Source organism: Flavobacterium chungnamense (assembly GCF_039539165.1).
Taxonomy (GTDB): Bacteria; Bacteroidota; Bacteroidia; order Flavobacteriales; family Flavobacteriaceae; genus Flavobacterium; species Flavobacterium chungnamense.
On record NZ_BAABCS010000003.1, the window covers coordinates 44071 to 69720 of the forward strand.

Here is a 25650-nt window from a genome sequence, read left to right on the forward strand (position 1 = left end):
TTTTCTATGTTTTTCAACTCGTTACATTTTGCCATTTTCCTTCCAATCGTTTTTATAATGTATTGGTTTGTTGGACATAAATCTAAAATCAATCAGAATTACATCTTGATTTTGGCGAGTTATTATTTCTATTCTTGTTGGGATTGGAGGTTTTTGTTTCTTTTGGTTTTTTCAACATTATTGGACTATGTTTCAGCAATGAAAATTGAAAAAAGCAAAACACAATCTGAACGAAAAATTTGGCTTTGGCTTTGCATTTCAATCAATTTAGGATTTCTAGGAATATTCAAATATTATAACTTTTTTGCTACTTCATTTGCCGAATTATTACAAGGTTTTGGATTAACAGCAAGTCCAATTTTATTAAAATTAATTCTTCCTGTCGGAATATCCTTTTATACTTTTCATGGCTTATCCTACATTATTGATATTTATTGTAAACGAATAAAATCAGAAAAAAACTTTGTTGATTATTCCTTGTTTGTAAGCTATTTTCCGCTTTTAGTTGCAGGTCCAATTGAACGAGCTACTCACCTTTTGCCACAAATAAAAGTGAGAAGAAAATTTAAATTTGAAAAAGCTAAAGAAGGAATTTATCAAATCGTTTGGGGTTTAGTAAAGAAAGTTGTCATAGCAGATTCCTGCGCGATTTATGCCAATGAAATTTTTGATAATTATTCAACAATGAATTCCTTATCATTAATTTTAGGAGCCATTTATTTCTCTTTTCAAATTTATGGCGACTTTTCAGGCTATTCCGATATCGCTTTAGGAACATCCAAATTATTCGGAATTGACTTATTGAAAAACTTCAATTATCCTTATTTTTCTAGAGATATCGCTGAGTTTTGGCGTCGTTGGCACATTTCTCTTTCGTCATGGTTTAGAGATTATTTATACATTCCTTTGGGCGGAAGCAAAGGCAATAAATTATTTCAAGTTAGAAACACGTTCATCATCTTTTTAGTAAGCGGTTTTTGGCATGGAGCGAATTGGACTTTCATCGTTTGGGGATTGATAAACGCATTGTACTTTCTACCACTTTTATTATTAAATAGAAATCGAAAAAATGTTGATGCTTTTACTCTTGGTTTCAATATAGAATCGATAAGAATTTTATTCAATATCACGACTACTTTTGCAATTACAGCATTGGCTTGGATATTTTTTAGATCCAAAACCATTACAGATGCGTATAATTATATAATTAGAATGTTTAGCGATTTACAATTCTCTGAACAATATTTCAGAATCGAACGTTACAGTCACAATTTAATAGCATTAATTTTAGTTTTTATTTTAGTAGAATGGAATAACCGACATAAAATCGAACCTATTTCTGGTAAGTATAGTTGGTTAAAATTAGGTTTATGCCTAGCTGCAATTATAGCATTAGGTGTTTTTTCAGATTACAAAGAATTCATTTATTTTCAGTTCTAATGAAGCAGTTTATACAATTTCTTTTAAAAGGTTTGGCAATTCTCATTCTTACAATGATATTGCTTGATGTGTTGTATACAACCGTTTACATGCAATCTAAATCTAGAAACAAAATCAGCTACATTTTTAGCTCTAAAGACAAAGATTTTGATGTTGTTTTTCTTGGTTCTTCAAGAGTCAACAATCATTTTGTTCCTAAAATTTTTAATGATCAAGGGTACAAAACTTTCAATTTTGGAATTACACGCTCAAGATTAGAAGAATCGGCATTGATGCTGAAGCTGATGGTTGAAAATAATTATAAAATTGAGAATCTTATTCTTCAAGTTGATTTAAACATAAACACAAACGACCATTCAGAGGCCATTCGCTCCTTGTTTATGCCTTATTTTCATACTTCAAAAACCATTAGAAATCACTATAAAAATATTCCAGAATACAATAAATTACTCTGTATACCATTTTACCGATACCTTCATTATGATGCTCGTGTTGGTTTTAGAGAATTTTATCAAACTGCCGTTCAAAAACGCACTAATTCCTTAGATAGAGATGGCTTTTATCCTTTAATGACTGATAAAAGACCAATGGTAGCTGCTGATTTATCTAAATATTATCCAAAGAGAAACAAAGCTTACGAAGAAATTAAAGCCATTTGTAAAGCAAATAATATCAACTTGATTGCCATGACCACCCCAATGTGTATGGAAACTATCAATAGAGATTATTTCAATCATATTAATAAGGTTTATCCAGAAATTCGTAGATTTGAAAATCTCGTAACTGAGGATAAGTATTTTTCTACTTGTGGACACATGAATAAAGGTGGTGCAGAAAAATTTACAAAAGAAGTCTTTAATCAATTATTTAAATCCAAATCTAAACCTTGAAAAAAGTAACCTATATACTCTTTTTATTAAGCTTTTTCGCATCAGCTCAACATCATTCTAAATTTGTTATAACTGTTGATCATGAAAAAAAGATGCTTAGCGTCTATCAAGAGTTGACTTATTTCAACCAATCTGCTGACACCATTAAATCCATCATATTAAACGACTGGAATAATGCTTACTCCGATAGAAATAGTCCTTTAGGAAAAAGATTTTCAGATGAATTTGTAAGAAGCTTTCATTTAGCGTCCGACAAAGAACGTGGTGAAACCAAAAATCTTACCATCATAGATGAATCAAAATCACTTCTAACATGGAACAGACCTGAAAATCATCCAGATTTAGTGGATGTTACCTTAAATAACAACATCTTACCCAATCAAAAAAGAACATTTGTACTCTCCTATTTTTTGAAAATTCCTGATGATAAATTCACACGATACGGATTTAATTCACAAGAAGGAATGGTCCTTAAAAATTGTTTTCTTACACCGGCAGTTTATGAAAACAAATCGTTTAAAAAATACAGCAATCTAAATATTGATGATGTTTCAAATGCAATTTCTGATATAGATTTGCAAATTAACACCAATGAACATCAAGTAATATGTGATTTACCCCTAAAAAAGAAAGAGAATAATTCGTTTTACTTTTCGGGAAAAAAATATTCGTATTTCAATTTATATATCGAGAAAAACACCAGTTTTATGAGTTTTAAAAATGTTGATTTAGATATAGTTACAAATATTGAAGACAAAAAAGTAAGCGATATCAACAAAGCCATTATCGTAGATAAAGTGTTAACCTATGTAGAAGCGAATATAGGAAAATATCAAAAATCTAAAATCACCGTTTCTCAAGTTGATTATGATACCAATCCTTTTTATGGATTAAATCAATTGCCATCATTTATAAGTCCTTTTCCAGACGAATTTATCTATGAATTAAAGTTCTTAAAGACATTTTTGAATAATTATTTAAAATCTACTTTAAGATTAGATGCCAGAAAAGACAATTGGATTTATGATGCCATCCAAATTCATTATATGATGAAATACATAGATGAGCATTATCCTGATGCCAAAATGATGGGTTCGGTGGCAAAATTAAAATTGGTAAAAGGTTATCGATTAGTTTCTTTAGATTTCAACGAACAATACAGCTATTTTTATATGTTAATGGCGCGTAAAAATCTAGATCAACCTCTAGGCGATCCTAAAAACACATTAATAAAATTCAACGAAAAAATTGCATCAAAATATAGAGCTGGATTAAGTTTTAGATACCTATCTGATTATATTGGTGAGGAAAATTTGAAAAAAAGTATTAGTGAATTTGTAGCTTATGCTGAAAAAAACCAAACAGACAGTGGCAAATTTGAAAGCATTATAAAAAACAATAGCCTAAAAAATACCGATTGGTTTTTTAATACTATTATCAATTCCAGAAAAATTGTCGATTATAAATTCGATAATGTTACTAAAACAACTGATAGTGTTTCTTTTACATTAAAAAACAAAACAGATGTAAATGTCCCGATTCCTGTTTATGGTATTAAAAATAAAAAAGTAGTTTTTAAAGAATGGATTGACAATCCAAGTGTTGATTCTACCTATACTTTTAAAAGAAATAACGCCGATAAGATTGTAATCAATTACAAAAATATAGTACCAGAATTCAATCAGAGAAACAATTGGAAATCGTTAAAACCATTTAGACTGAGTAATCGTCCAATCAAGTTTAACTTGATGAAAGACTTGGAAGACCCCAATTATAATCAAGTTTTGTATGTTCCAACTTTGGAATATAATTACTATGATGGTTTCATTCCTGGGCTTAATTTTCATAATAAAACAATTTTAGATAGACCTTTTACTTTCGATGTAAATCCTTCTTTTTCAACAAAAACTAAAGATATCTCTGGAAGCTTTTCTTTCGCAGTAAACCAATTTAATCGTAATAGCAATTTGTTTTTAATCAAATATGGTTTTAGTGGAAGTACTTTTCATTATGCTCCAGATGCCTATTATCAAAAAGTAAATCCTTTTGTAATTTTCCGCTTTAGAGACGATGATTTAAGAAGCAATCAAGGTAGAAGCATTGTTATAAGACAAGTGTATGTTAATAGAGAACCGAGCCAGTTTGTAAAAAACACTTTCGAAGGTAATTACTCCATTTTCAATGCGCGTTTTAGTAGTAGTAAAGTAGAAATCACCAAAGCATTCGCTTATTCTACCGATTTGCAATTGGGTTCTCAATTTGGAAAAACAGCTGCAAGCATTACTTTTAGAAGACTTTTTGACAATAGTAGACAGGTCAATTTACGCCTTTATGGTGGACTTTTCTTATACAATAAATCAGAAAGTAATTACTTCAATTTTGCTCTTGATAGACCTACAGATTATCTTTTCGATTATAACTATTTAGGACGTTCAGAAAGTACCGGTTTGTTCAGTCAACAATTTATTGAGGCAGAAGGTGGATTCAAATCGAAGCTTTCACACCCTTTTTCAAATCAATGGATTACAACTCTTAACGGAAGTTTTAATGTGTGGAATTGGGTAGAAATATATGGTGATTTAGGATTTCTAAAAAACAAACAACAAGACGCACGTTTTGTCTATGATAGCGGAATTCGCTTGAATCTAGTTACCGATTTTTTCGAACTATATTTTCCAGTTTATTCCAACAATGGTTGGGAAGTTTCGCAACCAAAATATTCCGAAAAAATACGTTTTATTGTAGCTTTTAGTCCAAAATCTTTGATTGGTTTATTTACTCGAAAATGGTTTTAATTCACAAGATTTGAACTCATTTTTTAACAATTTACATTAAAATTTGATGTTTTAATAAATATTTCCTATTCAAAGCGTACTATCAAGCATTTTAATTATCAATAATTAAATTATATTTTTTTCATAGAATTACAATTATTACTACTTTTTCATTAAATTTGTTTCATAAGAAATTCCTTTTCAGTTATGACCGAAACACAAAACAAAGTCGAAATTACTTTTGAAGATTTTAAAACCGAAGTTTTAAACGATTATAAAATTGCCACTATTAGTAGAGAATGTAGTCTATTAGGTAGACGTGAAGTCCTAACTGGAAAAGCCAAATTTGGTATTTTCGGTGACGGAAAAGAAGTCCCACAATTAGCCTTAGCAAAAGCCTTCAAAAATGGCGATTTCCGTTCAGGATATTATCGTGACCAAACTTTTATGATGGCAATTGGAGCCATGAATATTGAACAGTTTTTTGCCGGATTATATGGTCATACCGATATCAATTTTGATCCTATGAGTGCTGGTCGCCAAATGGGCGGTCACTTTGCAACGCATTCGCTTGACGAAAATGGAAATTGGAACAACTTAACCCAACAAAAAAACTCAAGTGCCGATATTTCTCCAACCGCTGGACAAATGCCAAGATTGTTGGGATTGGCTCAAGCTTCTAAAATTTTCAGAAATGTAAAAGGATTAGAAGACAAAACCAATTTTTCAATCAATGGAAATGAAGTGGCTTGGGGTACAATTGGTAATGCATCAACTTCTGAAGGTTTATTTTTTGAAACAATTAATGCTGCTGGTGTTCTTCAAGTTCCAATGGTTATGAGTGTTTGGGACGATGAATACGGAATTTCAGTTCATGCAAGACATCAAACAACTAAAGAAAATATATCAGAAATTCTTAAAGGATTTCAACGTGATGAAGATAATAATGGTTATGAAATTCTAACAGTAAAAGGTTGGGATTATCCTGGTTTAGTAGCCACTTACGAAAAAGCTTCTGCTATTGCTCGTGAAGAACATGTACCTGTACTTATTCATGTTCAAGAATTGACACAACCACAAGGACATTCAACTTCTGGCAGTCATGAGCGTTATAAAAATGCTGAAAGATTAGCTTGGGAAGCTCAGTTTGATTGTTTAGCTCAAATGAGAAATTGGTTAGTCGATAATAATCTTGCAACTACAGAAGAATTAGATGAAATCGACAATCAAGCCAAAAAAGACGTTCTTGAAGGTAAAAAAGCTGCTTGGACAGCATTTGTAACTCCAATGAAAGAGGAACAAAAAGAATTGGTTGATATATTAAATAGTATCGCTTTTTCAAGCGAAAATAAAATCTTTATTGAAAAAATTGCTTCTGATTTAGCAGCAATCAAAGAACCAATTCGCAAAGATATTCTTACAACAGCACGAAAAGTTTTAAGAATGATTTTATCTGAAAGTGGTCAACCGCAATTAGCTTCCTGGATTACAAACTATATTGCAAAAATTCAACCTAAATTCAGTTCGCATTTATTTTCTGAATCCGATAAAAATATTTTAACTTCAACTGAGGTTGCTCCTACTTTCGATCCTTCAGCGGAAGAAGTTGATGCGCGTTTGGTTTTAAGAGATAACTTCGATGCTATTTTCTCTAAATATCCTGAAACTTTAATCTTTGGTGAAGATTCTGGAAACATTGGTGACGTTAATCAAGGTTTAGAAGGAATGCAAGAAAAATATGGTGAACTTCGTGTTGCCGATGTCGGAATTCGTGAAGCAACCATTCTTGGTCAAGGAATTGGAATGGCTATGCGTGGTTTGCGTCCTATTGCTGAAATTCAATATTTAGATTATTTGTTGTATGCCATTCAAATTATGAGTGATGATTTAGCAACACTACAATACAGAACTGCTGGAAGACAAAAAGCACCATTAATTATTAGAACTCGTGGACACCGTTTAGAAGGTGTTTGGCATTCTGGTTCACCAATGGGAATGATTATCAATGCAATCCGTGGAATTCATGTTTTAGTTCCTAGAAATATGACTAAAGCTGGAGGATTTTACAATACGTTATTAGAAAAAGACGAACCAGCTTTAGTAGTAGAATGTCTAAATGGTTACCGTTTGAAAGAAAAAATGCCAACCAATTTAGGTGAATTCAAAACTCCTATTGGTGTTGTTGAAACTATTAAAGAAGGTAGCGACATTACTTTAGTGTCTTATGGTTCAACTTTAAGATTAGTAGAACAAGCTGCGAAAGAATTAGAAACTGTTGGAATAAGTGCAGAAATCATTGATATTCAATCGTTATTACCATTTGACATCAATCACGATATCGTAAAAAGTATCGCTAAAACGAATCGTTTGTTAGTAATTGATGAAGACGTTCCTGGTGGAGCTAGTGCTTATATCTTACAAGAAATTGTAGAAGTTCAAAATGCTTTTAAACATTTAGATAGTGCACCTCAAACATTAGCGTCAAAACCACACCGTCCTGCTTATGGAACTGATGGCGATTATTTCTCTAAACCTTCAGTAGAAGATATTTTTGAAAAAGTTTATGCTATTATGCACGAAGCTAATCCATCAAAATTTAAAAGTTTATACTAAGCTTTACAATTATAAACTAAAAAAGACCTTTGCAATCACAAAGGTCTTTTTTATTCTAATAAAGTTGATTTCTAGAAAACGAACATCGCTCTTTCGCTCATCATTTCGTTCACCTCATCAGCAACTTGCTCAATAATTTCTTCGTTAGTGTGATTCATCAAAACTCTATCGATGAATTCAACGACAGTTTCCATATCTTCTTCAACCAAACCTCTTGTTGTAATTGCTGGTGTTCCAATACGAATTCCAGAAGTTACAAAAGGTGATTTATCGTCAAATGGAACCATGTTTTTATTCACCGTAATTTCTGCTTTCACAAGTGCATTTTCAGCTTCTTTACCAGTAATATTTTTATTTCTTAAGTCAATCAACATCATGTGGTTGTCTGTTCCACCAGAAATTAAATTATAACCTCTTTTGTTGAAAGCTTCTGCCATTGCTTTTGCATTTTTCTGAACTTGCATCGCATATCTAAAGAATTCATCTGTAAGACATTCTCCAAAAGCAACAGCTTTAGCAGCGATAACGTGCATCAAAGGACCACCTTGATTTCCAGGAAAAACAGACATATCTAAAATATGAGACATCATTCTAATTTCGCCTTTTGGAGTTGTTAAACCCCAAGGATTTTCAAAATCTTTACCCATCATTATCATTCCACCACGAGGTCCGCGTAATGTTTTGTGTGTTGTAGTAGTAACAATATGACAATGCGGAATTGGATCGTTCATCAATCCTTTAGCAATTAATCCAGCTGGATGTGAAATATCTGCTAATAATAAAGCTCCAACGCTATCTGCAATAACTCTAAAACGTTCAAAATCCATATCACGACAGTAAGCAGATGCTCCTGCAATAATCATTTTTGGTTGCTCTTTAGTTGCTATCGCCTGAATTTTATCATAATCAAATTGTCCAGTTTCTGGCTCAACTCCATAAAATGAAGGTGTATATAATTTACCAGAAAAATTCACAGGAGAACCATGAGTTAAGTGTCCACCATGAGACAAATCAAAACCTAATATTTTATCCCCAGGCTGAAGACAAGCTGCAAAAACTGCAGTGTTTGCCTGAGAACCAGAGTGTGGCTGCACATTTACATATTCTGCTCCAAACAATTGTTTAGCTCTATCAATTGCTATTTGCTCAACAATATCAACAACTTCACAACCTCCATAATATCTTTTTCCTGGATATCCTTCAGCATATTTGTTTGTTAAACAGGAACCTGCAGCTTCCATTACTTGGTCACTAACAAAGTTTTCAGAGGCAATAAGCTCTATTCCATGTATTTGTCTGTCTTGTTCGTCAAGAATTAAATCGAAAATTTGTTCGTCGCGTTGCATTTATTTTGGATTTTTGTTAAAAACTCCTCAAAATTACGAAATATGTTTGTCAAATAAATTCTAAATGATATATTTGATTACTAATTTTTCAACAACAAATCAACAACCCAAGATATGCCAAATACAGCCAACAATCCGTCAAGAAAATCATGGATTAATGTTCCAGAAAATAGTGATTTTCCTATTCAAAATATCCCTTTTGGTGTATTCTTAACTCGCGAAGATGTAATCACAATTGGAACTCGAATTGGTGATTCTGCCATTGATATGGGTGCTTTACAACAATTGGGTTACTTTGAAGGTATCGAACTTACAGACGATATGTTCATGCAAGATACCCTAAATGATTTTATATCTGACGGTAAGAAAACATGGAGATTGGTAAGAAATCGATTGGCTGAATTATTTGATGAAAACAACCCAAAACTTAGAGATAATAAAGAACATCGTGATGTAGTTATCTTCAAAATTAGCGATATTGAGATGCTTTTACCAGTTCAAATTGGTGATTATACCGATTTTTACTCAAGTAAAGAGCATGCAACTAACGTAGGTAAAATGTTCCGTGATCCTGAAAATGCTTTGTTACCTAATTGGCTTCATATTCCGGTAGGATATCATGGTAGAAGTTCTACTATTGTACCATCTGGAATTCCTGTACACAGACCAATGGGACAAACATTACCAAATGGTCAATCAACACCAGTATTTGGTCCATCACAAGCGATTGATTTTGAATTGGAAACAGCTTTCATTACAACTGACGCCAATATTATGGGAGAAAATATTCCAGTAAACGAAACCGAAGATTATATTTTCGGAATGGTTTTATTGAACGATTGGAGCGCAAGAGATATGCAAAAATGGGAATATGTGCCACTTGGACCTTTCTTAGCTAAAAACTTTGCTTCGTCAATTTCACCTTGGATTGTGACTATGGATGCTTTAGAACCATTCAGAACTAAAGGACCAAAACAAGAACCAACACCACTTCCCTATTTGCAACAAAAAGGAAAACACGCTTACGACATTAACTTAGAAGTTTACATAAAACCCGAAAATGTAGAAGAAACATTAGTTTCAAAATCTAATTTCAAGTACATGTATTGGTCTATGAGTCAGCAACTAGCACATCATACTTCTAATGGTTGTAGAGTAAATTCTGGTGATATGATGGGTTCTGGAACTATATCTGGACCAACAGAAGATAGTTATGGTTCCATGTTAGAATTGACTTGGAGTGGAAAAAATCCAATCAAAATGAAAGATGGTAGCGAGCGTAAATTTATCAACGATAATGATACCGTTATAATGAAAGGTTATTGTCAAAATAGTTCAGTTCGCATTGGTTTTGGAGAAGTTTCTAGCAAATTATTACCACCATTCGTTAGAAAATAATAAACTTTTATTTTTGGCTTACTTTTTGGATTGTTCCAATTAGTAACTCTAAATTACATACCATGAAGAAAATTACACTATTACTTACCTTTTTTGTTCTTATCACTTCATGTGGAGTAAGACAAACTAGAGAATCATTAACTTCTGGCGATTATGATAGTGCTATCCAAACTGCTGTAGAAGGATTAAGAAACCGAAAAGAAGCAAAAGGCAAACAAGATTATATTTATCTACTTGAAGAAGCTTTTGCAAAAGCTAAAGAACGTGATTTGCAAAACATCAATCTTTGGTTTAAAGACGCAAGTCCAAGTAATACAGAGAAAATTTATACTACCTATCTTCAATTGAACAACCGTCAAGAGTTGATAAAACCTCTTTTACCATTGCGATTGATGAAAGAAGGACGTAATGCTATTTTTCCATTTGAAGATTATTCTGACCAGATTATAAATAGTAAAAATGCACTTGCCAAACACCTTTACGATAATTCTAAAGCACTTTTAGCTACCAAAGATAAAATGAGTTTCCGTCGTGCTTATGATGATTTGATTTACTTAAATACGCTCTCACCAAATTTTAAAGAAGTAAATGCGCTAATAAACGAAGCTCAAAATAAAGGAACCGATTACGTTAGCGTTTTTACCAAAAACGAAACCAATATGGTTATTCCTGTGCGTTTACAAAATGATTTGTTAGACTTCAGTACTTTTGGTTTAAACGACAAATGGACGGTTTATCATAGCAATAAAGTAAAAGGAATCACTTATGATTATGGTTTGATTGTAAACTTTCGTCAAATAAATATCTCGCCAGAACAAGTTAAAGAAAAAGAATTCCAAAAGGAGCGACAAGTAAAAGATGGTACAAAACCGCTTTTAGATGCCAACGGAAATCCAGTAAAAGACGAAAAAGGCAACCCAATTCGTGTAGATAATTTTAAAACAGTAAGAGCAACTGTTTATGAATTTAGACAATTCAAATCTACTCAAGTTGTTGCTAAAGTTGATTATATAGATTTTAGAAACAATCAATTAATTGAAACGTTTCCATTGGCTAGCGAATTTGTTTTCGAACATGTTTACGCAAGATATAATGGCGACAGAAATGCTTGTGACGAAAGTTACATCAGCTACTTCGACCAAAGAGCCGTTCCTTTTCCAAGCAATGAGCAAATGGTTTATGATTCTGGAGAAGACTTAAAAGCCAAACTAAAAGATATTATCGTTAGAAATAAATTTAGAAGATAGTTTAAGATTTAAGATTTATAAAAAAACGCATTTGGATTTAATTTCAAATGCGTTTTTCTATTTATACTGTGAATCGTTCCAAAAATTTAGCATCGATATCATCATGAGAAGTTGAAAAAATAGCCTTCCCATTTTTAATCAACAAGATTTGTGGCGATTGGTGAAACACATCAAATAGATTGGCAACTTCATTTGAAACATCACGATGATTTAATAAATCTAAGAAATAAGGTGTGATTTTTTCTTCCAAATCAAATTCGTTTTCAAATTGTTTTAAAGCAAAACGACTAATACTACAACGTGTACTGTGTTTGAAAATCAGAACTGCTTTTTCATTCGATAAATCGATAATTTCATTCAACTGACCTAAATCGGTTAGTTGTCTCCACACTATTTTTGAAGATTGGTTTCCTTCTTCTGAAGAGCCAAATATATTTTTAAATAAACTCATATCTAATTAATCTAAAGCTTCTAATTGTTTTTGCAAAAGTAAGGCATCTTTCTCCAAATGATTAGAATTTAAAAAAGAAATCAATTCACTAAAGCGTTTTTTATCATCATATTTCAAATTCCAAGACAACTTTTTCAAACATTCCGAACACAAAGCATTTGGTTTTGTATCAGATTCTGGCAAATGATTAACACCATTCATTAAACAAACGGCATGCTTACAATGATTTATTGTAAGCATGTGCCCAATTTCATGAACAGCAGTTTTTGTAATTCTATTCAAACAAAGTGTATAATCATTATCCGTTAAAAACCTATTGAATGAAGAAACTCCTGTACGCTTTTGATAACTTGCTAAACCAAAAACATAATTCCAATCTTCACTCGGATACAAATCTTTAGCTGTTATTGCCATAACTACAATACCATCTTCAGGCATTTTTTTTGGCAAAAGCTTATGCGTTATATAGCTTGCATCAAATTGCTCAACACCACTATTCATTCTCTTTTTATCACTTGGAATAGCATCCTCAGGAATTAAAGGCAACACTGTAGTTTTCAATTGAAAAAACTTACCCACATATTCAACTGTTTTGTCAACTATAATCTTTTCTTCTGAAGTAAAATTTCCAATCGGCTGAATATAAATTACTTTCCGTTTTTCTGAAATTGTTACAGGATCAATTTGAGTATATTCTTCAAAACTTTGCCCAGATTCATTATGCTCTGCAATCCATTCACCCGGATTTGGAACACTTAATTTAACATCTAAATCAGCTAAATTATCCAATGGACTCTTTGGTGTTTCTTTTTTACAAGAAATAAAAAAAAGTAAAATTAATACTAAAGAAAGTCGTTTCATGGCTACGTTTTCCTTTATAACTAAATAATTCAAAAATTAGTATTAAAAAATAAGAATACTTGTCATTTACTAAGACAAATTGTCGTAACTTTAATAGTGTTTACACCTCAAAATCAGTCATTTTGTCCTAAAATTAGGATTGGAACACATATTGACGAAATCCTAATAAATAAGTAATTCAACAACAAACAATAAACAACGAACAACAAAAATATGAACATCAATAAATTCACAATCAAATCGCAAGAAGCTTTGCAACAAGCACAGCAAATTGCACAAAGTTTTGGGCAACAACAGCTCGAAAACGAACACATTTTCAAAGGCATCTTGGAAGTCGACGAAAATGTAACTCCTTTTATTTTGAAAAAACTCAACGTTAATGTGGAACTTTTCAAAAAAGTATTAGACAGCACGATTCAAAGTTTTCCGAAAGTTTCTGGTGGCGACATCATGTTTTCTCGTGATGCTTCCACAACGGTAAACGAAGCCGAAATCATTGCCAAAAAAATGAACGACGAATTCGTTTCTATCGAACATTTAATCTTAGCTATTTTCAAATCGAAAAGTAAAGTCGCACAGATTTTGAAAGATCAGGGTGTTACTGAAAAAGGTTTGCAAGCTGCTATCGACGAAATGCGTAAAGGAGAACGAGTAACTTCTGCATCAGCCGAAGAAACTTACAATTCTTTGAATAAATACGCTAAAAACCTCAACGAATTAGCTAAAAGCGGTAAACTCGATCCAGTAATTGGTCGTGATGAAGAAATCCGAAGAGTTTTACAAATTCTAACGCGTCGTACTAAAAACAATCCGATGTTGGTTGGTGAACCTGGTGTTGGAAAAACAGCCATTGCCGAAGGTTTAGCGCACCGAATTGTAGATGGCGATGTTCCTGAAAACCTGAAAGACAAAATCGTTTATTCCTTAGATATGGGCGCATTGATTGCCGGCGCAAAATACAAAGGTGAGTTTGAAGAACGACTAAAAGCCGTTGTAAAAGAAGTAACTTCTGCCGAAGGTGATATTGTGCTTTTCATTGACGAAATCCATACTTTGGTTGGTGCTGGTGGTGGCGAAGGCGCTATGGATGCTGCCAACATTCTAAAACCTGCTTTAGCTCGTGGTGAATTGCGTGCGATTGGTGCAACGACTCTTGACGAATACCAAAAATATTTCGAAAAAGACAAAGCACTCGAAAGACGTTTCCAAAAAATAATGGTTGATGAACCAGATACTGAAAGTGCGATTTCGATTTTGCGTGGTATCAAGGAAAAATATGAAACCCATCACAAAGTACGAATCAAAGATGATGCTATTATTGCGGCGGTTGAATTATCGCAACGTTATATTACCAATCGTTTTCTTCCAGATAAAGCGATTGACTTGATGGACGAAGCGGCTTCTAAATTGCGTATGGAAATCAATTCAAAACCTGAAGAATTGGATGTTTTGGATAGAAAAATCATGCAATTGGAAATCGAAATGGAAGCGATTAAGAGAGAGAATGACGAAACCAAATTGAAAGGTTTGGGAATGGATTTGGCAAACTTAAAAGAAGACCGAAACGAAATTTTCACCAAATGGAAATCTGAAAAAGATGTGGTGGACAATATTCAAAACATCAAACAAGAAATTGAAGATTTTAAAACCGAAGCCGAACAAGCTGAACGTAATGGTGATTACGGAAAAGTTGCTGAAATCCGATATGGAAAAATTAAAGAAGCGCAAGAACGCTTGGATGCTTTGCAAATTCAATTAGCCGAAAACCAAGCCGGAACTTCGTTAATCAAAGAAGAAGTAACTCGTGAAGATATTGCAGAAGTTGTTGCAAAATGGACTGGAATTCCAGTAATGAAAATGTTGCAAGGCGAAAGAGAAAAACTCTTGAAACTAGAGGACGAATTACACCACAGAGTTGTAGGTCAAGAAGAAGCTATCGAAGCGGTAAGCGATGCTGTTCGTAGAAGTCGTGCTGGATTGCAAGACATGAAAAAACCAATTGGTTCGTTCTTATTTTTAGGAACAACAGGTGTTGGAAAAACCGAATTAGCCAAAGCGTTAGCCGAATATCTATTTGACGATGAAAATGCGATGACTCGTATTGACATGAGTGAATACCAAGAACGTCATTCTGTAAGCAGATTAGTTGGTGCGCCTCCAGGATATGTAGGTTATGACGAAGGCGGACAATTGACCGAAGCAGTTCGAAGAAAACCGTATTCAGTAATTCTTTTGGACGAAATTGAAAAGGCACATCCTGATACTTTTAATATCTTATTACAAGTTTTGGATGAAGGACGATTGACCGACAACAAAGGTCGTGTTGCTGATTTCAAAAACACAATTATCATCATGACTTCCAATATGGGAAGTGCCATTATACAAGAGAAATTTGATAATTTAAAAGGAAATATCGAAGCCGTAACCGAAGCTGCCAAAGTAGAAGTTTTAGGATTATTAAAACAAACGGTAAGACCAGAATTTATCAATAGAATTGACGAAATTGTAATGTTTACACCATTAACAAGTGCGAACATCAAACAAATTGTTGGATTGCAATTGAAAAGTGTAACCAAAATGTTAGCACACCAAAACATCACGATGGATGCAACTCCAGAAGCGATTGATTATTTAGCACAAAAAGGTTACGATCCGCAATATGGAGCACGTCCTGTGAAAAGAGTTATTCAGAGAGAAGTATTAAATCAATTGTCTAAAGAGATTTTGGCAGGAAAAGTTACTACAGATAGTATCATCTTGCTAGATGCTTTCGACGGACAATTGGTATTTAGAAATCAAAGCGAGTTGGTGAGTTAAACCGCAAATTTGAAAATTAAAATAAAGTTTTCTTTATAAGTATTTGGTTGGTTTTAGTTGGATTAGACCTAATGGGATTTAAAACCTGTTAGGTCTTTTCTGTTATGCCTCATTTAAACACAAAAGTCACAAAAGAAAAAACATTGAGTAACTCTGTGCCAAACTTCGTGTAACTCTGTGCTACAAAACAAAAAATCCGTTTCATCCGCGTTTGCGTATTATCCGTTTCATCTGCGTTCTATTTTTTTTATTATCTTTGAGAAACCAACCTTCTCAACATGACTATACAACCAGCCAACGCAACCGACCACGAACACTTAACCCAAATCACTAAAAAGTCGAAAGCCTTTTGGGGTTACTCCGAAGATTTGCTTTTGGTTTGGGATGATGCGCTTACTATTACACAAGAGTACATCAATACACATCCTGTTTATACTTTTGCTGTAGAAGATAAAATTGTGGGCTATTACTCTTATATTTTGGAAGACGAACACAACATCAAACTCGATAATTTGTTTCTTTTACCACAATACATTGGCAAAGGAATGGGCAGTTACCTCATCACCGATTTTTTAAACCGCATCCAAAACCAAAATTATAAAAGAGTTTACCTAGACTCTGAACCCTACGCAGAAGGTTTTTACAAAAAACACGGATTTCAAACCATTGGCAAACTAGAAACCACCGTAAAAGATAGGTTTATGCCAGTGATGGAGTTGGGATTGTGAAACTATAAATCTGAAAAATCATCTACAAAACCTAAATCATAATTTTTGCAAGTTTGAAAGCTTCTTTTATAGTATTTATCGGTCATCATTTTGGGTATAGAAATAATAAAATCGCTTAGTCTTTCTTTCAAAATAATTTCCAATTCATTCCATGAATAAAGCAATTCATCACTTTGACCAATACCTTTTAAAAGTCGATTTTGATCATCGATGTAGTATATTTTATCACCACCAAAAAGTTGACAAAATCGCATCATATTGCGACGAAACTTATTAAAATCATGAATATGGTCTTCATAATTTTCGTAAATCACGATGTTATAAAAAAAGGACCATCTTGAGAAATATTCAAAATCTAAATTGATGACTTCTCTACCAATTTCAGCTAATGAATTTCCGTTTGAAGTATATTGCAAATCATAACTTAATTCACTTAAAATCCATTTTTTTTCTTCAATTTCTTCTTGTGAATGAAAAACTTCTTCATCGGAATAGTTGTAAATTGCCATTGAAAACAAAGCATCGCCATATTTCTCATAACACAATTTTTCTTGATAGGAAAAATCAATTAGTATGTAAATGGTATCGCGCTCTTTATTAAAATAAGCTATTCCTAAAGAAATAAATTCTTCTACAAAAGGAATACCAAGAAGTTCACAATTTTTTTCCGAATCATAATAACCATATTCAATATTGAATTGCATTCGATTAGAAATGTCTTTTGCCAAGGCTTCAAAACTTGAAACATCTAAATTGTGACGTGCTATTGGAACTAAATCTCTTCCCATCTCTGCATATTTTGACTGTTAAGAACCTTTGTAACCTTTGTCAAAGTTTTGAACTTTGACAAAGGTGTGGTTTTAAAATTATCTAAAAAAAATTTTATTAAAATGAGAAATCAAATTTAGGAGGATGTCTATGAGAATAAATAAAGTTCTCTACATCATCAAAGATGTTTATAATTTCTTCTCTTTTTAATTTTGTTTTAGAATTTGATACTATTGATTTGTAAGATGAAAATTTATAAACCTCAAAATTTTGCTTCAAATCTGTTGGATTTAAATGAATGTAAAGAATTAAATTCCTTAAATATTCATCAGAATCGATTCGTTTTCTCTTAAATGGTGATTCAAGTAATGCTCCGTGTCTATTACTAACTTTATTATACGCTTGACTATAACTACTAATAAACTTACCTATTTGTTTGCTAACAATTGAATCAAAAGAATGCAATCCTTTTTCGTGATTATTAAGCTTGTCAAAGTTTTGAATTTTATCTGTTATTCCTTTGTCAAAGTTTTGAACTTTGACAAAGGTTTTGGTTTTAGGGTTTTGAGCCTTCAAAAAGTTTCTAATTTCATCTTCACTTTTAATCCTGATTAAAAAATGAAAATGATTTGGCATCAAACAATATGCAAACACATCACAAATAGGATTTAGATAAGTAGCAAATTTTGATAAAAAGAATAAATAATTTTCTTCACTACTAAAAATTTTACCACTATTTATTCCTCTATTATAAATATGATAATATGCTTCTGGTACTAAAATTTCATTTCTAATATTCATTTTATTTTTTAAATATCCTTTGATAACCTTTGTCAAAGTTTTGAACTTTGACAAAGGTGAAAGTTCAAAACTTTGACAAAAGTGAAAAAATTACTCCTTCAAGAAACCATATTCATACACTTTTGGTTTTATTTTATCTGCTAAAACTGCAAGTTTACTTCTAAGGTCAGCAATTAGTTGTGTGTAAGTTGCATCATCGCTTTTAGAATTCATTCTGCCTTTATCATTTCTTCCTTGAAAATATTCGCGAATATCATATAAAGATGCGTTTACATTCACGTCTTTTTGTGCATGATAGTATTTCCATAATTCTCGACCTGCATCAAAAACAGCTGTGGCTTCTTCTGAGAATTCTAATGGTTTGTTTTCTTTTTCAACCTTTGTCAAAGTTTCGAACTTTGACAAAGGGTTTGCGGTTGAAAATAAATCTATAGTTGGAACTTCTTGTTGTATTTTACCTTTTATAAAATTGGTCATGAAATTACTTTCAAACTTGGCTTGTGCATTGACTTCATATTCTGTAAAAGGTATCCAATGGTTGGCGCCAAATTGACTTTGAATATTGTTATTAAATAATGTGTAAGCTAAACAATCGTTTTGAAACTCTAAATCAGTTTGCCAATTTTCGTTTGGAAATAAATATTGATCTCTGTCGTTAAGCCATGTCGCTTTTGTTGAGATTCGTACAGAATGATAAATAGACATTTGCAACACATTCATTAAAGTAATGTTATATATGAAATGTTTTTTTATATCATTTTCCGTAGGATTGGTAGTTATGAAAACACCTAAATTATTTTGAACATCTGGACCATTTACTCTAAGAAAACCAAGATTATTCCCTGATTTATCATAATAACTTCGAAGCCAGTCTATTAAAAACGTTCCTTTAACATGTGTATGAATTAATTTTTCTCCAACATAACCAGTAAGATTATAAACATCTATGTTAAAAGATTCAATGTTTTTTTTCTCATTTAAATTCCACACATAGAATCCTATGGGAAATTGGCCTTTAACATTATCGAATGTGTTAGCTGGAACAAGAAATCCAGATTTATAAGACGCTTTAAAGTAGTATCTGAATTTTGCAAAATTTTGAGATTGCACAAATTTTAATGTTGAAAAATGTGCTACAATAGAATTTGTAATTTCACTATTTATCCGGATTAAGAATTGTGTAAAAAGTTCTCTTGTTGCAGTTCCATAATTATCACTATGAATTTTATAAATCATAGTTTCAGAGGCAACATTAGCTTTATTTTTTCCGGTTCCCATTCTTTGTTTACTATCACCACTTTCAGCATAAGGTGGATTAATATAAACCACTAACTTCTTACGTTTTTCTTCATCATTAATAATGTCTTGCAAACTTTGTGGCAGTTTAGAAAAATCATCATTTAAAAAATCAAATTGAAACACATTTTTTTTAAGCAAATTGGCTCCATGATCAATACGTTCGTGCATTACGTTTACATCGGCTTGGTCTAGCGTGCTGGCGTAAATGTTATATTTATTGGTCAATCCTGCTAAAAGGTTTCCTGTTCCTGCGGCACAATCCCAAATATAATAATCATCTTGCCAGTTTTCGCCTAAATAGTCGGTTAAGTATTTTTGTGATAATTCTACCCAAATACGTGGAGTAAAAAAAGCACCTTTGCGCTCACGAATGTCTTGTGGCACCAATAAATCACGTCGTTCAATAATATAATCTTGAAATTCTCTGAGTGGTGGTCGTTTGTAGCGTTTCCAAAAATGCAAATAGGTGTCTTTATTTTTTAGCATAATGGTAGCATCAAACATTTGCTTGAGGTTTTCCTTAGCTATTTTATACCCTTCATTTTGAAACATCACAAATAAATTTTCGCGAATAGATAAATCGTCTCCAATAGTTTGGGTGTCTTTATCATCAACAAACAAATCAGCCAAATAGAAATCGCTGTCTAAAATATTGGCTTTTTTTAAGTCCTCCCAATTTACATCAATAATGGGTTTTACAATCTCTAACCAACGTAAATATATTGGGATGAAATTGTTTTTATCAATCTTTAATTTACTAGTTGTTGTGGCTTTAGCTACGTTATTTTTTATAAACGATTGAAGTTCTTTTTCATCTTTTTCATAATCATAAACGTAAGTGTTTTGTTTTAATGTAGCTTCAATACGTTGTTTAATTAGCTGAAATTCTTTGCTTTCGTGATTACTTGGTGCAACATTCCAATTGAAATCGTTTATGTAAAAAATATCTTGTATGTTGATGTATGGTACAAATGCTATTTTTTTAAAGTCGAAAGCTCCCAAAAAAGCTGGCGGCATGGTTTTATCAAAAGTTCGCGCTTTACCAATAGTTAAAATAAGTTGCACAAACATTGTAACTACATCAAAATTACCTGTTTTGGCTTCTGCCCAAAGTAAAGGAGTACGACCAAATAAATTATCTTGTTGCGGAAAAACTGTGAAATCGATGTTACCTAAAATTTCGGTAGTATCAAATTGTTTGAACCAATCGGCTCCTACTTTGTTTTTTAATTCTTCTTCGCGAATGTTTTGGTATCTCATTTTGGCTTTTTTGTAATCACACAAATATAAATGATTTTTTAGTTATTTAATAACCTTAGAACAACCTTTGTCAAAGTTTCGAACTTTGACAAAGATGATAAAACCAAAAAAACCTTGTAGTTTTTTTTATACTTTTACTTCAAATATTCACAATGAAAAAACATAATTTACTCTTGTTGCTGCTGTTTTTCGCAATAGAAATTTCAGCTCAATCAGATATTGTAACCAAAAACAAAGATTCCCTTTTTTACAGAAATGAAAATGGTTATATAATTAAATGCCACAGATCTAAAGCTGAAGCATTTGCTATTGCCGAAGCAATGAATCCAAATCTTTATGTTCATAAGATTTATTATTTGCATGCAGAAAATTTGATGGCTGCCTATGAAGTATATGATAAAATAAGTGCCAATAACAAGAAAAATGTAAGCGCAACGTTACCAATTAAAAACGGAAAGTATGAAGAATGGTACCTTAGTGGTGAGAAAAAAGTTACGTGCTTTTATACTGAAAATAAGCTTAATGGTGAATTCAAAGTTTTCTACAGAAACGGCAATTTGAAAAGAGTTGAGCAATGGCAAAATGGAGAATGGCAAAATGGAGAATGTTTTGATGAACAAGGAAATAAAACAGAATATTGCTCTTATCAAGAAATGGCAGAATATATAGGTGGTGTAACCGAATTATACAAATTTATAGGTCAAACCTTAGTGTATCCAAAAGATGCCATGAACAATTTCATTGAAGGTGTAGTTTATGTGAGTTTCATAATTGACACCGATGGTTCTGTAATAAATCCAAAAATCATTAAAAGTGTCGAGAAGCAATTGGATAATGAAGCAATAAGAATTGTAAAAAAAATGCCTAAATGGAAACCTGGCACGTTTGAAGGAAAACTAGTTCAAACAGAATTTGCTTTACCAGTAAATTTTAAATTAGAATAATATAAAAATTGGTAAACTATACTCTGCTTGTCATTGTAAGGCAATAAGAGTGAAAAGTCACAAAAGCTTAAAAGCAATTTGAGAACTATTTAATAAAAAAAAGCCCTGATTTCTCAGGGCTTTTACAATTATATCATTGGATTATTCTATTTTAATACATCCGTTTTTAATGCTGATTTTAGCACCATCTTTAACTTTTACCCAACCACATTCTGTTTTAATTTCTACTTCAGAAGCACTGGTCTGAATAGACGTTGAACCTGAAGTTGAACTACTAAATTCTACCTTTTGTGTAGAACCATTAGAACGAACTTCCATGGTATGATTTTTAGAATCATTGTTGTAATATTTGATTGTAAAAGCACTAGCAAAATTAGCAATCATTAAAAAAGCTACAGATAAAATTAATTTTTTAAGTTTCATAAGTTTAATTTTGGATTAATAAGATATCAAAACTATCAAATTAAAATTGATTTTTAAGATTAATCTAAACATTTTTTTTAAAATTGCTGATAAAATTGCTTCTACACTACCCTACTTTTTAACTTCATTTGTTGCATATTTTTTATACTTTTACTTTTTTTCAAAAATTTCATGAAATTAAACTTCTTATTCTACTTATTACTGTTTTCAACGTTTAGTTTTGGGCAATTTCAATCGCCTGAAGCTAAAATCATTTTACCCGAAATTAAACTTCCAGAACACAACTTGGATTATCTAAAACCGCTGAATAAAAAACTCAAAAAATCCATCATCGATAGAAAGACCAAAGAATATGATGAAAATGGAAATATCATTAAAGAAACGGTACTTGAAGATAATACGACCAAAATCACCACTTATGAGTATAAAAACAATGTGCTTATAAAAAAAGAAACGATCACAACTTCTGATGAAGAAAAGATAAAACGTGCCAACGAAAGAGCTATTCAAGAAAGTAAGAGAGACAACGATATTACTGCAATTGCGATTCAAAATGCAGATAATTCTAAAAACCTTTATTTGGCTAATCTTGACAAGAAAAATCGAGTAATTGCATTCAGTAATTCCTACGAAATAAAAAGAGAAAATGGCACTTCCTACAAAAATGTAACAGAAGCAGAAGTTCTTTACGAAAAAGGTAAAATTATTGAAGTAAAATCGAAAGATAGAATAGAAAAATATTATTACGATAAAGAGCTGTTGCTAAAAAAAGAAACAACAATCATTCAAGGTGAATCAAAAGAAACAAAAACTGATGAATGTGTGTATGATGCAAATAAAAATTTGATTGTTATTTATCAAAAAACTAGCAATAGTTTTAAAGACAAAATCACTTACAATAGCACCATTGTTAAAGATTCGGCAGTTTATAACAACGATAATTTATTGATTTGGCAAGGCGACAAAAAACGATACACAACATATAAATATGATGTAAACAATAATGTAACCGAACGTTTTCAGTATCAATTTGGTAAAGAATATGTGCAAGAAGAATTTGAATATGAAAATAAGCAGCTTGTAAAAATGATTCGAACTATTTATAGCCATAAAAAAGATAAAGAAGTTGAAAAAAACACTTCTTTAATTACTTATAAATACGATGGAACGAAATTAAAAGAGCATTATCAAACCGATTCTAAAACTTCTTATGAAATGCTAATTACCTATGAATATGACGATCAAAATCGACTGAAAAAAATTGCTGATTCTAGAAAATATTCCAAATCAAATACAAATATTAATTTTTCTGAAACCATTTTCAATTATACACCAAACGCTTTGCAAGTAACCAATAATTATGGCAATGTCAAGAAATATGAATTCTACTAATATAAAAAAATCATTTCTTTTTACAGTTTTTCTTTTGATTACGTTTTTCAGTTTTTCACAACAAAAAAACGAATATCGACCTATTTCTGAAATGAATAGTGACGAAAAAGAAATGTATGACATTTTGCAAAAATCAGTTATGGCTTTGCTCAACAACAAACCAACAGCCAAACTTTTTCCTGTTTTCAAAATAAAAGATGAAAAAAAAGTATTTGTTTTTAGTTCTTTAATTTATGACGAACCCAACTTTGAAACTCATGATGAAGGTTCGAGTTCTGCAACCTACACTGTGTCTTTGCATTTTACAAAAAGGATAGAACCAAACGAAAATGAAGTTACTGAGGCAAGTGGAAATAGTTATGGAACAGGAAATTCTAATGGAAATAGAACGAAAAAAATTCCCATTGAATATTATTTATCTGTAGAATATTCTAAATCAAATAATTCATTTCAAGATAGAACGCTTTTAAGTGTAAAAAAAGACAAACCCTATTTCGATAACAAATTTACGAGAGTCAAATTTTGGAAATCAAATGGTGGTAATTTTATCAATCCATTGATTTACAAGATTGATAAATCGGATTATGTTAGTTACGTTGATAGCGAAATTGCTATTTACAAAAAAGATAGTTTGTTTGGCATCATTAATAACAAAAACAAAGTTGTAGTTCCTTTTAAATTCAAAAGTTTGAGAATGTATAAAATGGGAATTTTAGTTCAAGAAGATAAAACCTATTACTTTATAGATAAAAAAGGAAAAAAGATAAGTACGAATTATGACAAAGTAGAGATCAATTTCAATCAATATTTTGACTCCATTTTAGATTGCTTCAAAGTGAAGATTGGAGATAAATATACCTTAGTCAACAATAATTTCGAAGAAAAACTTCCATTGATTTATGATAAAATCACATTTTTTCATTACAAAAATATTCTCGATAGATTGTTGTTAGAAAGAGACGGAAAAAAAGTGCTTTTTGACATTGCAAAATGGCAAGAAACCAATCTTGTTTTCGATAAAATTCAAGTGCTTGATGATAAAGAAATGATTGTGGAAGAAAAAGGTAAATCAGGAATTGTAGATTATATTGGAACTGTAATTTTACCATTAGAATATGATTCCATCAACTATTTAACGAATTATAGTAGCGACGGTATTCTTTTAGTTCTGACGAAAAACAATAAAAACGCACTCTATACAAATAGGAAATTTTTTACCGAATTTGATTATGATTCGATGACTAGTTTTCAAAGTTCTATAAAAGTTGAAAAAAATAAAAAATATGGTTTAATGGATGCTAAAGGAAAAATAATACTTCCGATAGATTATGACACTATTGAATACAATAAAAAAGTAAAAAAAATTGAAGCTACAAAGAATTCGGAAATAAGCTATTTTGATTTTAATGAACTCTATAAAAAGTAAACTATGCTCACAGATATCAACCCAAAACTTCCTATGCGTAACAAGAAAATTACGATGGATTTTTACCTCAACAAATTAGGTTTTCAATTGTTTGGAAGTGCTGATTATGATGGCTATTTGATGGTACAAAAAGACGAAATTCAAATACATTTCTTTGAGTTTAAAGATTTAAATCTAGATGAGAATTATGGTCAAGTTTATATAAGAACTAATGCTATTGACAACTTGTATCAAACATTTTTAGATACAAAAGTTTGGATTCATCCCAACGGACAACTGGAAAATAAACCTTGGCAACAAAGAGAATTTTCGATACTTGATCCTGATAAGAATTTACTAACTTTTGGCGAAAGCTTGTAAAAAGAAATTATGATTCATGAAGATATTTTAAGCTATAACAATTCAAAATCAACTGAAGACAAAGCTACTTGTGACAAATTGTTGGAAATCATTCAAAAACATCTTTCCGATTTTGAAAATAAAGTATGGCATGCACATCCTGTTTGGTTTGATAATGGAAACCCAATTGTAGGTTATGACAAACTAAAAAATGGAGTACGATTGATGTTTTGGAGTGGCGCTAGTTTTGAAGAATCTGAACTTAAATTAGGTTCAGGAAAGTTTAAAGATGCTTCAAAAACCTATACCTCTGTTGATGAAATAAACGCTTCTGATATAGAACGTTGGCTTCAAAAATCGAAAGTAATTCAATGGGATTATAAAAATATTGTAAAACGAAAAGGTGTATTAGAACGTTTAAAATAAAATGAAA

General features: G+C 31.5%; 20 protein-coding genes. 13 read left to right on the forward strand and 7 right to left on the reverse strand.

Going from position 1 to position 25650, the window contains the following annotated elements; translation table 11 throughout:
• Positions 1–6: 6 nt before the first annotated feature.
• The 4 genes from ABD771_RS00790 to ABD771_RS00805 all read left to right on the forward strand — a co-directional run bounded on the left by ABD771_RS00790 (position 7) and on the right by ABD771_RS00805 (position 7717).
• Entirely contained in the window at positions 7–1440 is a 1434-nt protein-coding gene (locus ABD771_RS00790; RefSeq protein WP_345089241.1) for an MBOAT family O-acyltransferase, read from the forward strand.
• On the forward strand, positions 1440–2330 hold the full coding sequence (locus ABD771_RS00795) for a hypothetical protein (protein ID WP_345089243.1): 891 nt from the start codon (positions 1440–1442) through the stop codon (positions 2328–2330). Before ABD771_RS00790 ends, ABD771_RS00795 begins: the two co-directional genes overlap by 1 nt.
• Positions 2327–5125 (forward strand): gluzincin family metallopeptidase, encoded by a 2799-nt coding sequence (locus ABD771_RS00800; RefSeq protein WP_345089246.1) that lies wholly within the window; start codon positions 2327–2329, stop codon positions 5123–5125. The genes ABD771_RS00795 and ABD771_RS00800 overlap by 4 nt, the downstream gene beginning before the upstream one ends.
• Positions 5126–5311: 186 nt before the next feature.
• Complete coding sequence (locus ABD771_RS00805; RefSeq protein ID WP_345089250.1) at positions 5312–7717, forward strand: alpha-ketoacid dehydrogenase subunit alpha/beta; 2406 nt, start codon at positions 5312–5314, stop codon at positions 7715–7717.
• A 71-nt stretch (positions 7718–7788) separates the two neighbouring features.
• On the opposite strand, the gene glyA is transcribed toward ABD771_RS00805, so the two are convergent.
• Entirely contained in the window at positions 7789–9063 is a 1275-nt protein-coding gene (gene glyA / locus ABD771_RS00810) for a serine hydroxymethyltransferase (RefSeq protein WP_344814866.1), read from the reverse strand.
• A 114-nt stretch (positions 9064–9177) separates the two neighbouring features.
• Between glyA and fahA the strand changes: the two genes are divergently transcribed.
• Positions 9178–10461: a fumarylacetoacetase gene (gene fahA, locus ABD771_RS00815; protein ID WP_345089253.1), complete on the forward strand. Its 1284-nt coding sequence runs from the start codon at positions 9178–9180 to the stop codon at positions 10459–10461.
• Between the two features lie 62 nt (positions 10462–10523).
• Positions 10524–11708, forward strand: a complete 1185-nt coding sequence (locus ABD771_RS00820) for a hypothetical protein (RefSeq protein ID WP_345089257.1) — start codon at positions 10524–10526, stop codon at positions 11706–11708.
• A gap of 61 nt (positions 11709–11769) precedes the next feature.
• On the opposite strand, the gene ytxJ is transcribed toward ABD771_RS00820, so the two are convergent.
• Together ytxJ and ABD771_RS00830 are read right to left on the reverse strand one after the other, a co-directional pair.
• The gene (gene ytxJ, locus ABD771_RS00825; RefSeq protein WP_345089260.1) at positions 11770–12159 is read right to left on the reverse strand and encodes a bacillithiol system redox-active protein YtxJ; all 390 of its coding nucleotides are present in this window, start codon (positions 12157–12159) and stop codon (positions 11770–11772) included.
• 6 nt (positions 12160–12165) lie between these two features.
• Positions 12166–13053, reverse strand: a complete 888-nt coding sequence (locus tag ABD771_RS00830) for an archaemetzincin (RefSeq protein ID WP_345089263.1) — start codon at positions 13051–13053, stop codon at positions 12166–12168.
• 180 nt (positions 13054–13233) lie between these two features.
• On the opposite strand from ABD771_RS00830, the gene clpB reads away from it, so the two are divergent.
• Together clpB and ABD771_RS00840 are read left to right on the forward strand one after the other, a co-directional pair.
• Positions 13234–15837, forward strand: coding sequence for an ATP-dependent chaperone ClpB (clpB, locus tag ABD771_RS00835; RefSeq protein ID WP_345089265.1), 2604 nt, complete (start codon positions 13234–13236; stop codon positions 15835–15837).
• A gap of 278 nt (positions 15838–16115) precedes the next feature.
• A complete protein-coding gene (locus ABD771_RS00840) occupies positions 16116–16565 on the forward strand; it encodes a GNAT family N-acetyltransferase (protein WP_345089267.1) in 450 nt (149 codons plus the stop codon).
• A 2-nt stretch (positions 16566–16567) separates the two neighbouring features.
• Here the strand turns inward: ABD771_RS00840 and ABD771_RS00845 are convergent, their stop codons facing one another.
• The 3 genes from ABD771_RS00845 to ABD771_RS00855 form a co-directional block, all read right to left on the reverse strand.
• The gene (locus tag ABD771_RS00845; protein ID WP_345089269.1) at positions 16568–17353 is read right to left on the reverse strand and encodes a hypothetical protein; all 786 of its coding nucleotides are present in this window, start codon (positions 17351–17353) and stop codon (positions 16568–16570) included.
• A gap of 97 nt (positions 17354–17450) precedes the next feature.
• Positions 17451–18134, reverse strand: coding sequence for a hypothetical protein (locus ABD771_RS00850; protein WP_345089272.1), 684 nt, complete (start codon positions 18132–18134; stop codon positions 17451–17453).
• 90 nt (positions 18135–18224) lie between these two features.
• Positions 18225–20693 carry a hypothetical protein gene (locus tag ABD771_RS00855; RefSeq protein ID WP_345089275.1) on the reverse strand — a complete coding sequence of 823 codons (2469 nt, stop codon included), beginning with the start codon at positions 20691–20693 and terminating at the stop codon, positions 18225–18227.
• A 152-nt stretch (positions 20694–20845) separates the two neighbouring features.
• On the opposite strand from ABD771_RS00855, the gene ABD771_RS00860 reads away from it, so the two are divergent.
• Positions 20846–21637 carry a TonB family protein gene (locus tag ABD771_RS00860; RefSeq protein ID WP_345089278.1) on the forward strand — a complete coding sequence of 264 codons (792 nt, stop codon included), beginning with the start codon at positions 20846–20848 and terminating at the stop codon, positions 21635–21637.
• Between the two features lie 141 nt (positions 21638–21778).
• Here ABD771_RS00860 and ABD771_RS00865 read toward each other — a convergent pair whose 3' ends face one another.
• Positions 21779–22060, reverse strand: coding sequence for a hypothetical protein (locus ABD771_RS00865; protein WP_345089281.1), 282 nt, complete (start codon positions 22058–22060; stop codon positions 21779–21781).
• A 171-nt stretch (positions 22061–22231) separates the two neighbouring features.
• Here ABD771_RS00865 and ABD771_RS00870 point away from each other — a divergent pair, with 171 nt between their 5' ends.
• From ABD771_RS00870 to ABD771_RS00885, 4 genes are read left to right on the forward strand one after another with little or no spacing between them, the layout of a single operon-like run.
• On the forward strand, positions 22232–23452 hold the full coding sequence (locus ABD771_RS00870; protein WP_345089284.1) for a hypothetical protein: 1221 nt from the start codon (positions 22232–22234) through the stop codon (positions 23450–23452).
• Positions 23427–24878 carry a WG repeat-containing protein gene (locus ABD771_RS00875; RefSeq protein WP_345089288.1) on the forward strand — a complete coding sequence of 484 codons (1452 nt, stop codon included), beginning with the start codon at positions 23427–23429 and terminating at the stop codon, positions 24876–24878. Before ABD771_RS00870 ends, ABD771_RS00875 begins: the two co-directional genes overlap by 26 nt.
• Before the next feature lie 3 nt (positions 24879–24881).
• Complete coding sequence (locus tag ABD771_RS00880; RefSeq protein WP_345089293.1) at positions 24882–25238, forward strand: bleomycin resistance protein; 357 nt, start codon at positions 24882–24884, stop codon at positions 25236–25238.
• A gap of 9 nt (positions 25239–25247) precedes the next feature.
• Complete coding sequence (locus ABD771_RS00885) at positions 25248–25643, forward strand: DUF1801 domain-containing protein (protein ID WP_345089297.1); 396 nt, start codon at positions 25248–25250, stop codon at positions 25641–25643.
• Positions 25644–25650 lie beyond the last annotated feature (7 nt).

Coding starts and splice junctions, on each gene's coding strand:
- ABD771_RS00850 (WP_345089272.1), bottom strand. CDS start 18,134: ATGAATATTAGAAATGAAATTTTAGTACCAGAAGCATATTATCATATT.
- ABD771_RS00885 (WP_345089297.1), top strand. CDS start 25,248: ATGATTCATGAAGATATTTTAAGCTATAACAATTCAAAATCAACTGAA.
- ABD771_RS00790 (WP_345089241.1), top strand. CDS start 7: ATGTTTTTCAACTCGTTACATTTTGCCATTTTCCTTCCAATCGTTTTT.
- ABD771_RS00845 (WP_345089269.1), bottom strand. CDS start 17,353: ATGGGAAGAGATTTAGTTCCAATAGCACGTCACAATTTAGATGTTTCA.
- ABD771_RS00880 (WP_345089293.1), top strand. CDS start 24,882: ATGCTCACAGATATCAACCCAAAACTTCCTATGCGTAACAAGAAAATT.
- ABD771_RS00875 (WP_345089288.1), top strand. CDS start 23,427: ATGTCAAGAAATATGAATTCTACTAATATAAAAAAATCATTTCTTTTT.
- ABD771_RS00855 (WP_345089275.1), bottom strand. CDS start 20,693: ATGAGATACCAAAACATTCGCGAAGAAGAATTAAAAAACAAAGTAGGA.
- ABD771_RS00840 (WP_345089267.1), top strand. CDS start 16,116: ATGACTATACAACCAGCCAACGCAACCGACCACGAACACTTAACCCAA.
- ABD771_RS00870 (WP_345089284.1), top strand. CDS start 22,232: ATGAAATTAAACTTCTTATTCTACTTATTACTGTTTTCAACGTTTAGT.
- clpB (WP_345089265.1), top strand. CDS start 13,234: ATGAACATCAATAAATTCACAATCAAATCGCAAGAAGCTTTGCAACAA.
- glyA (WP_344814866.1), bottom strand. CDS start 9,063: ATGCAACGCGACGAACAAATTTTCGATTTAATTCTTGACGAACAAGAC.
- ytxJ (WP_345089260.1), bottom strand. CDS start 12,159: ATGAGTTTATTTAAAAATATATTTGGCTCTTCAGAAGAAGGAAACCAA.
- ABD771_RS00820 (WP_345089257.1), top strand. CDS start 10,524: ATGAAGAAAATTACACTATTACTTACCTTTTTTGTTCTTATCACTTCA.
- ABD771_RS00860 (WP_345089278.1), top strand. CDS start 20,846: ATGAAAAAACATAATTTACTCTTGTTGCTGCTGTTTTTCGCAATAGAA.
- ABD771_RS00865 (WP_345089281.1), bottom strand. CDS start 22,060: ATGAAACTTAAAAAATTAATTTTATCTGTAGCTTTTTTAATGATTGCT.
- ABD771_RS00795 (WP_345089243.1), top strand. CDS start 1,440: ATGAAGCAGTTTATACAATTTCTTTTAAAAGGTTTGGCAATTCTCATT.
- fahA (WP_345089253.1), top strand. CDS start 9,178: ATGCCAAATACAGCCAACAATCCGTCAAGAAAATCATGGATTAATGTT.
- ABD771_RS00805 (WP_345089250.1), top strand. CDS start 5,312: ATGACCGAAACACAAAACAAAGTCGAAATTACTTTTGAAGATTTTAAA.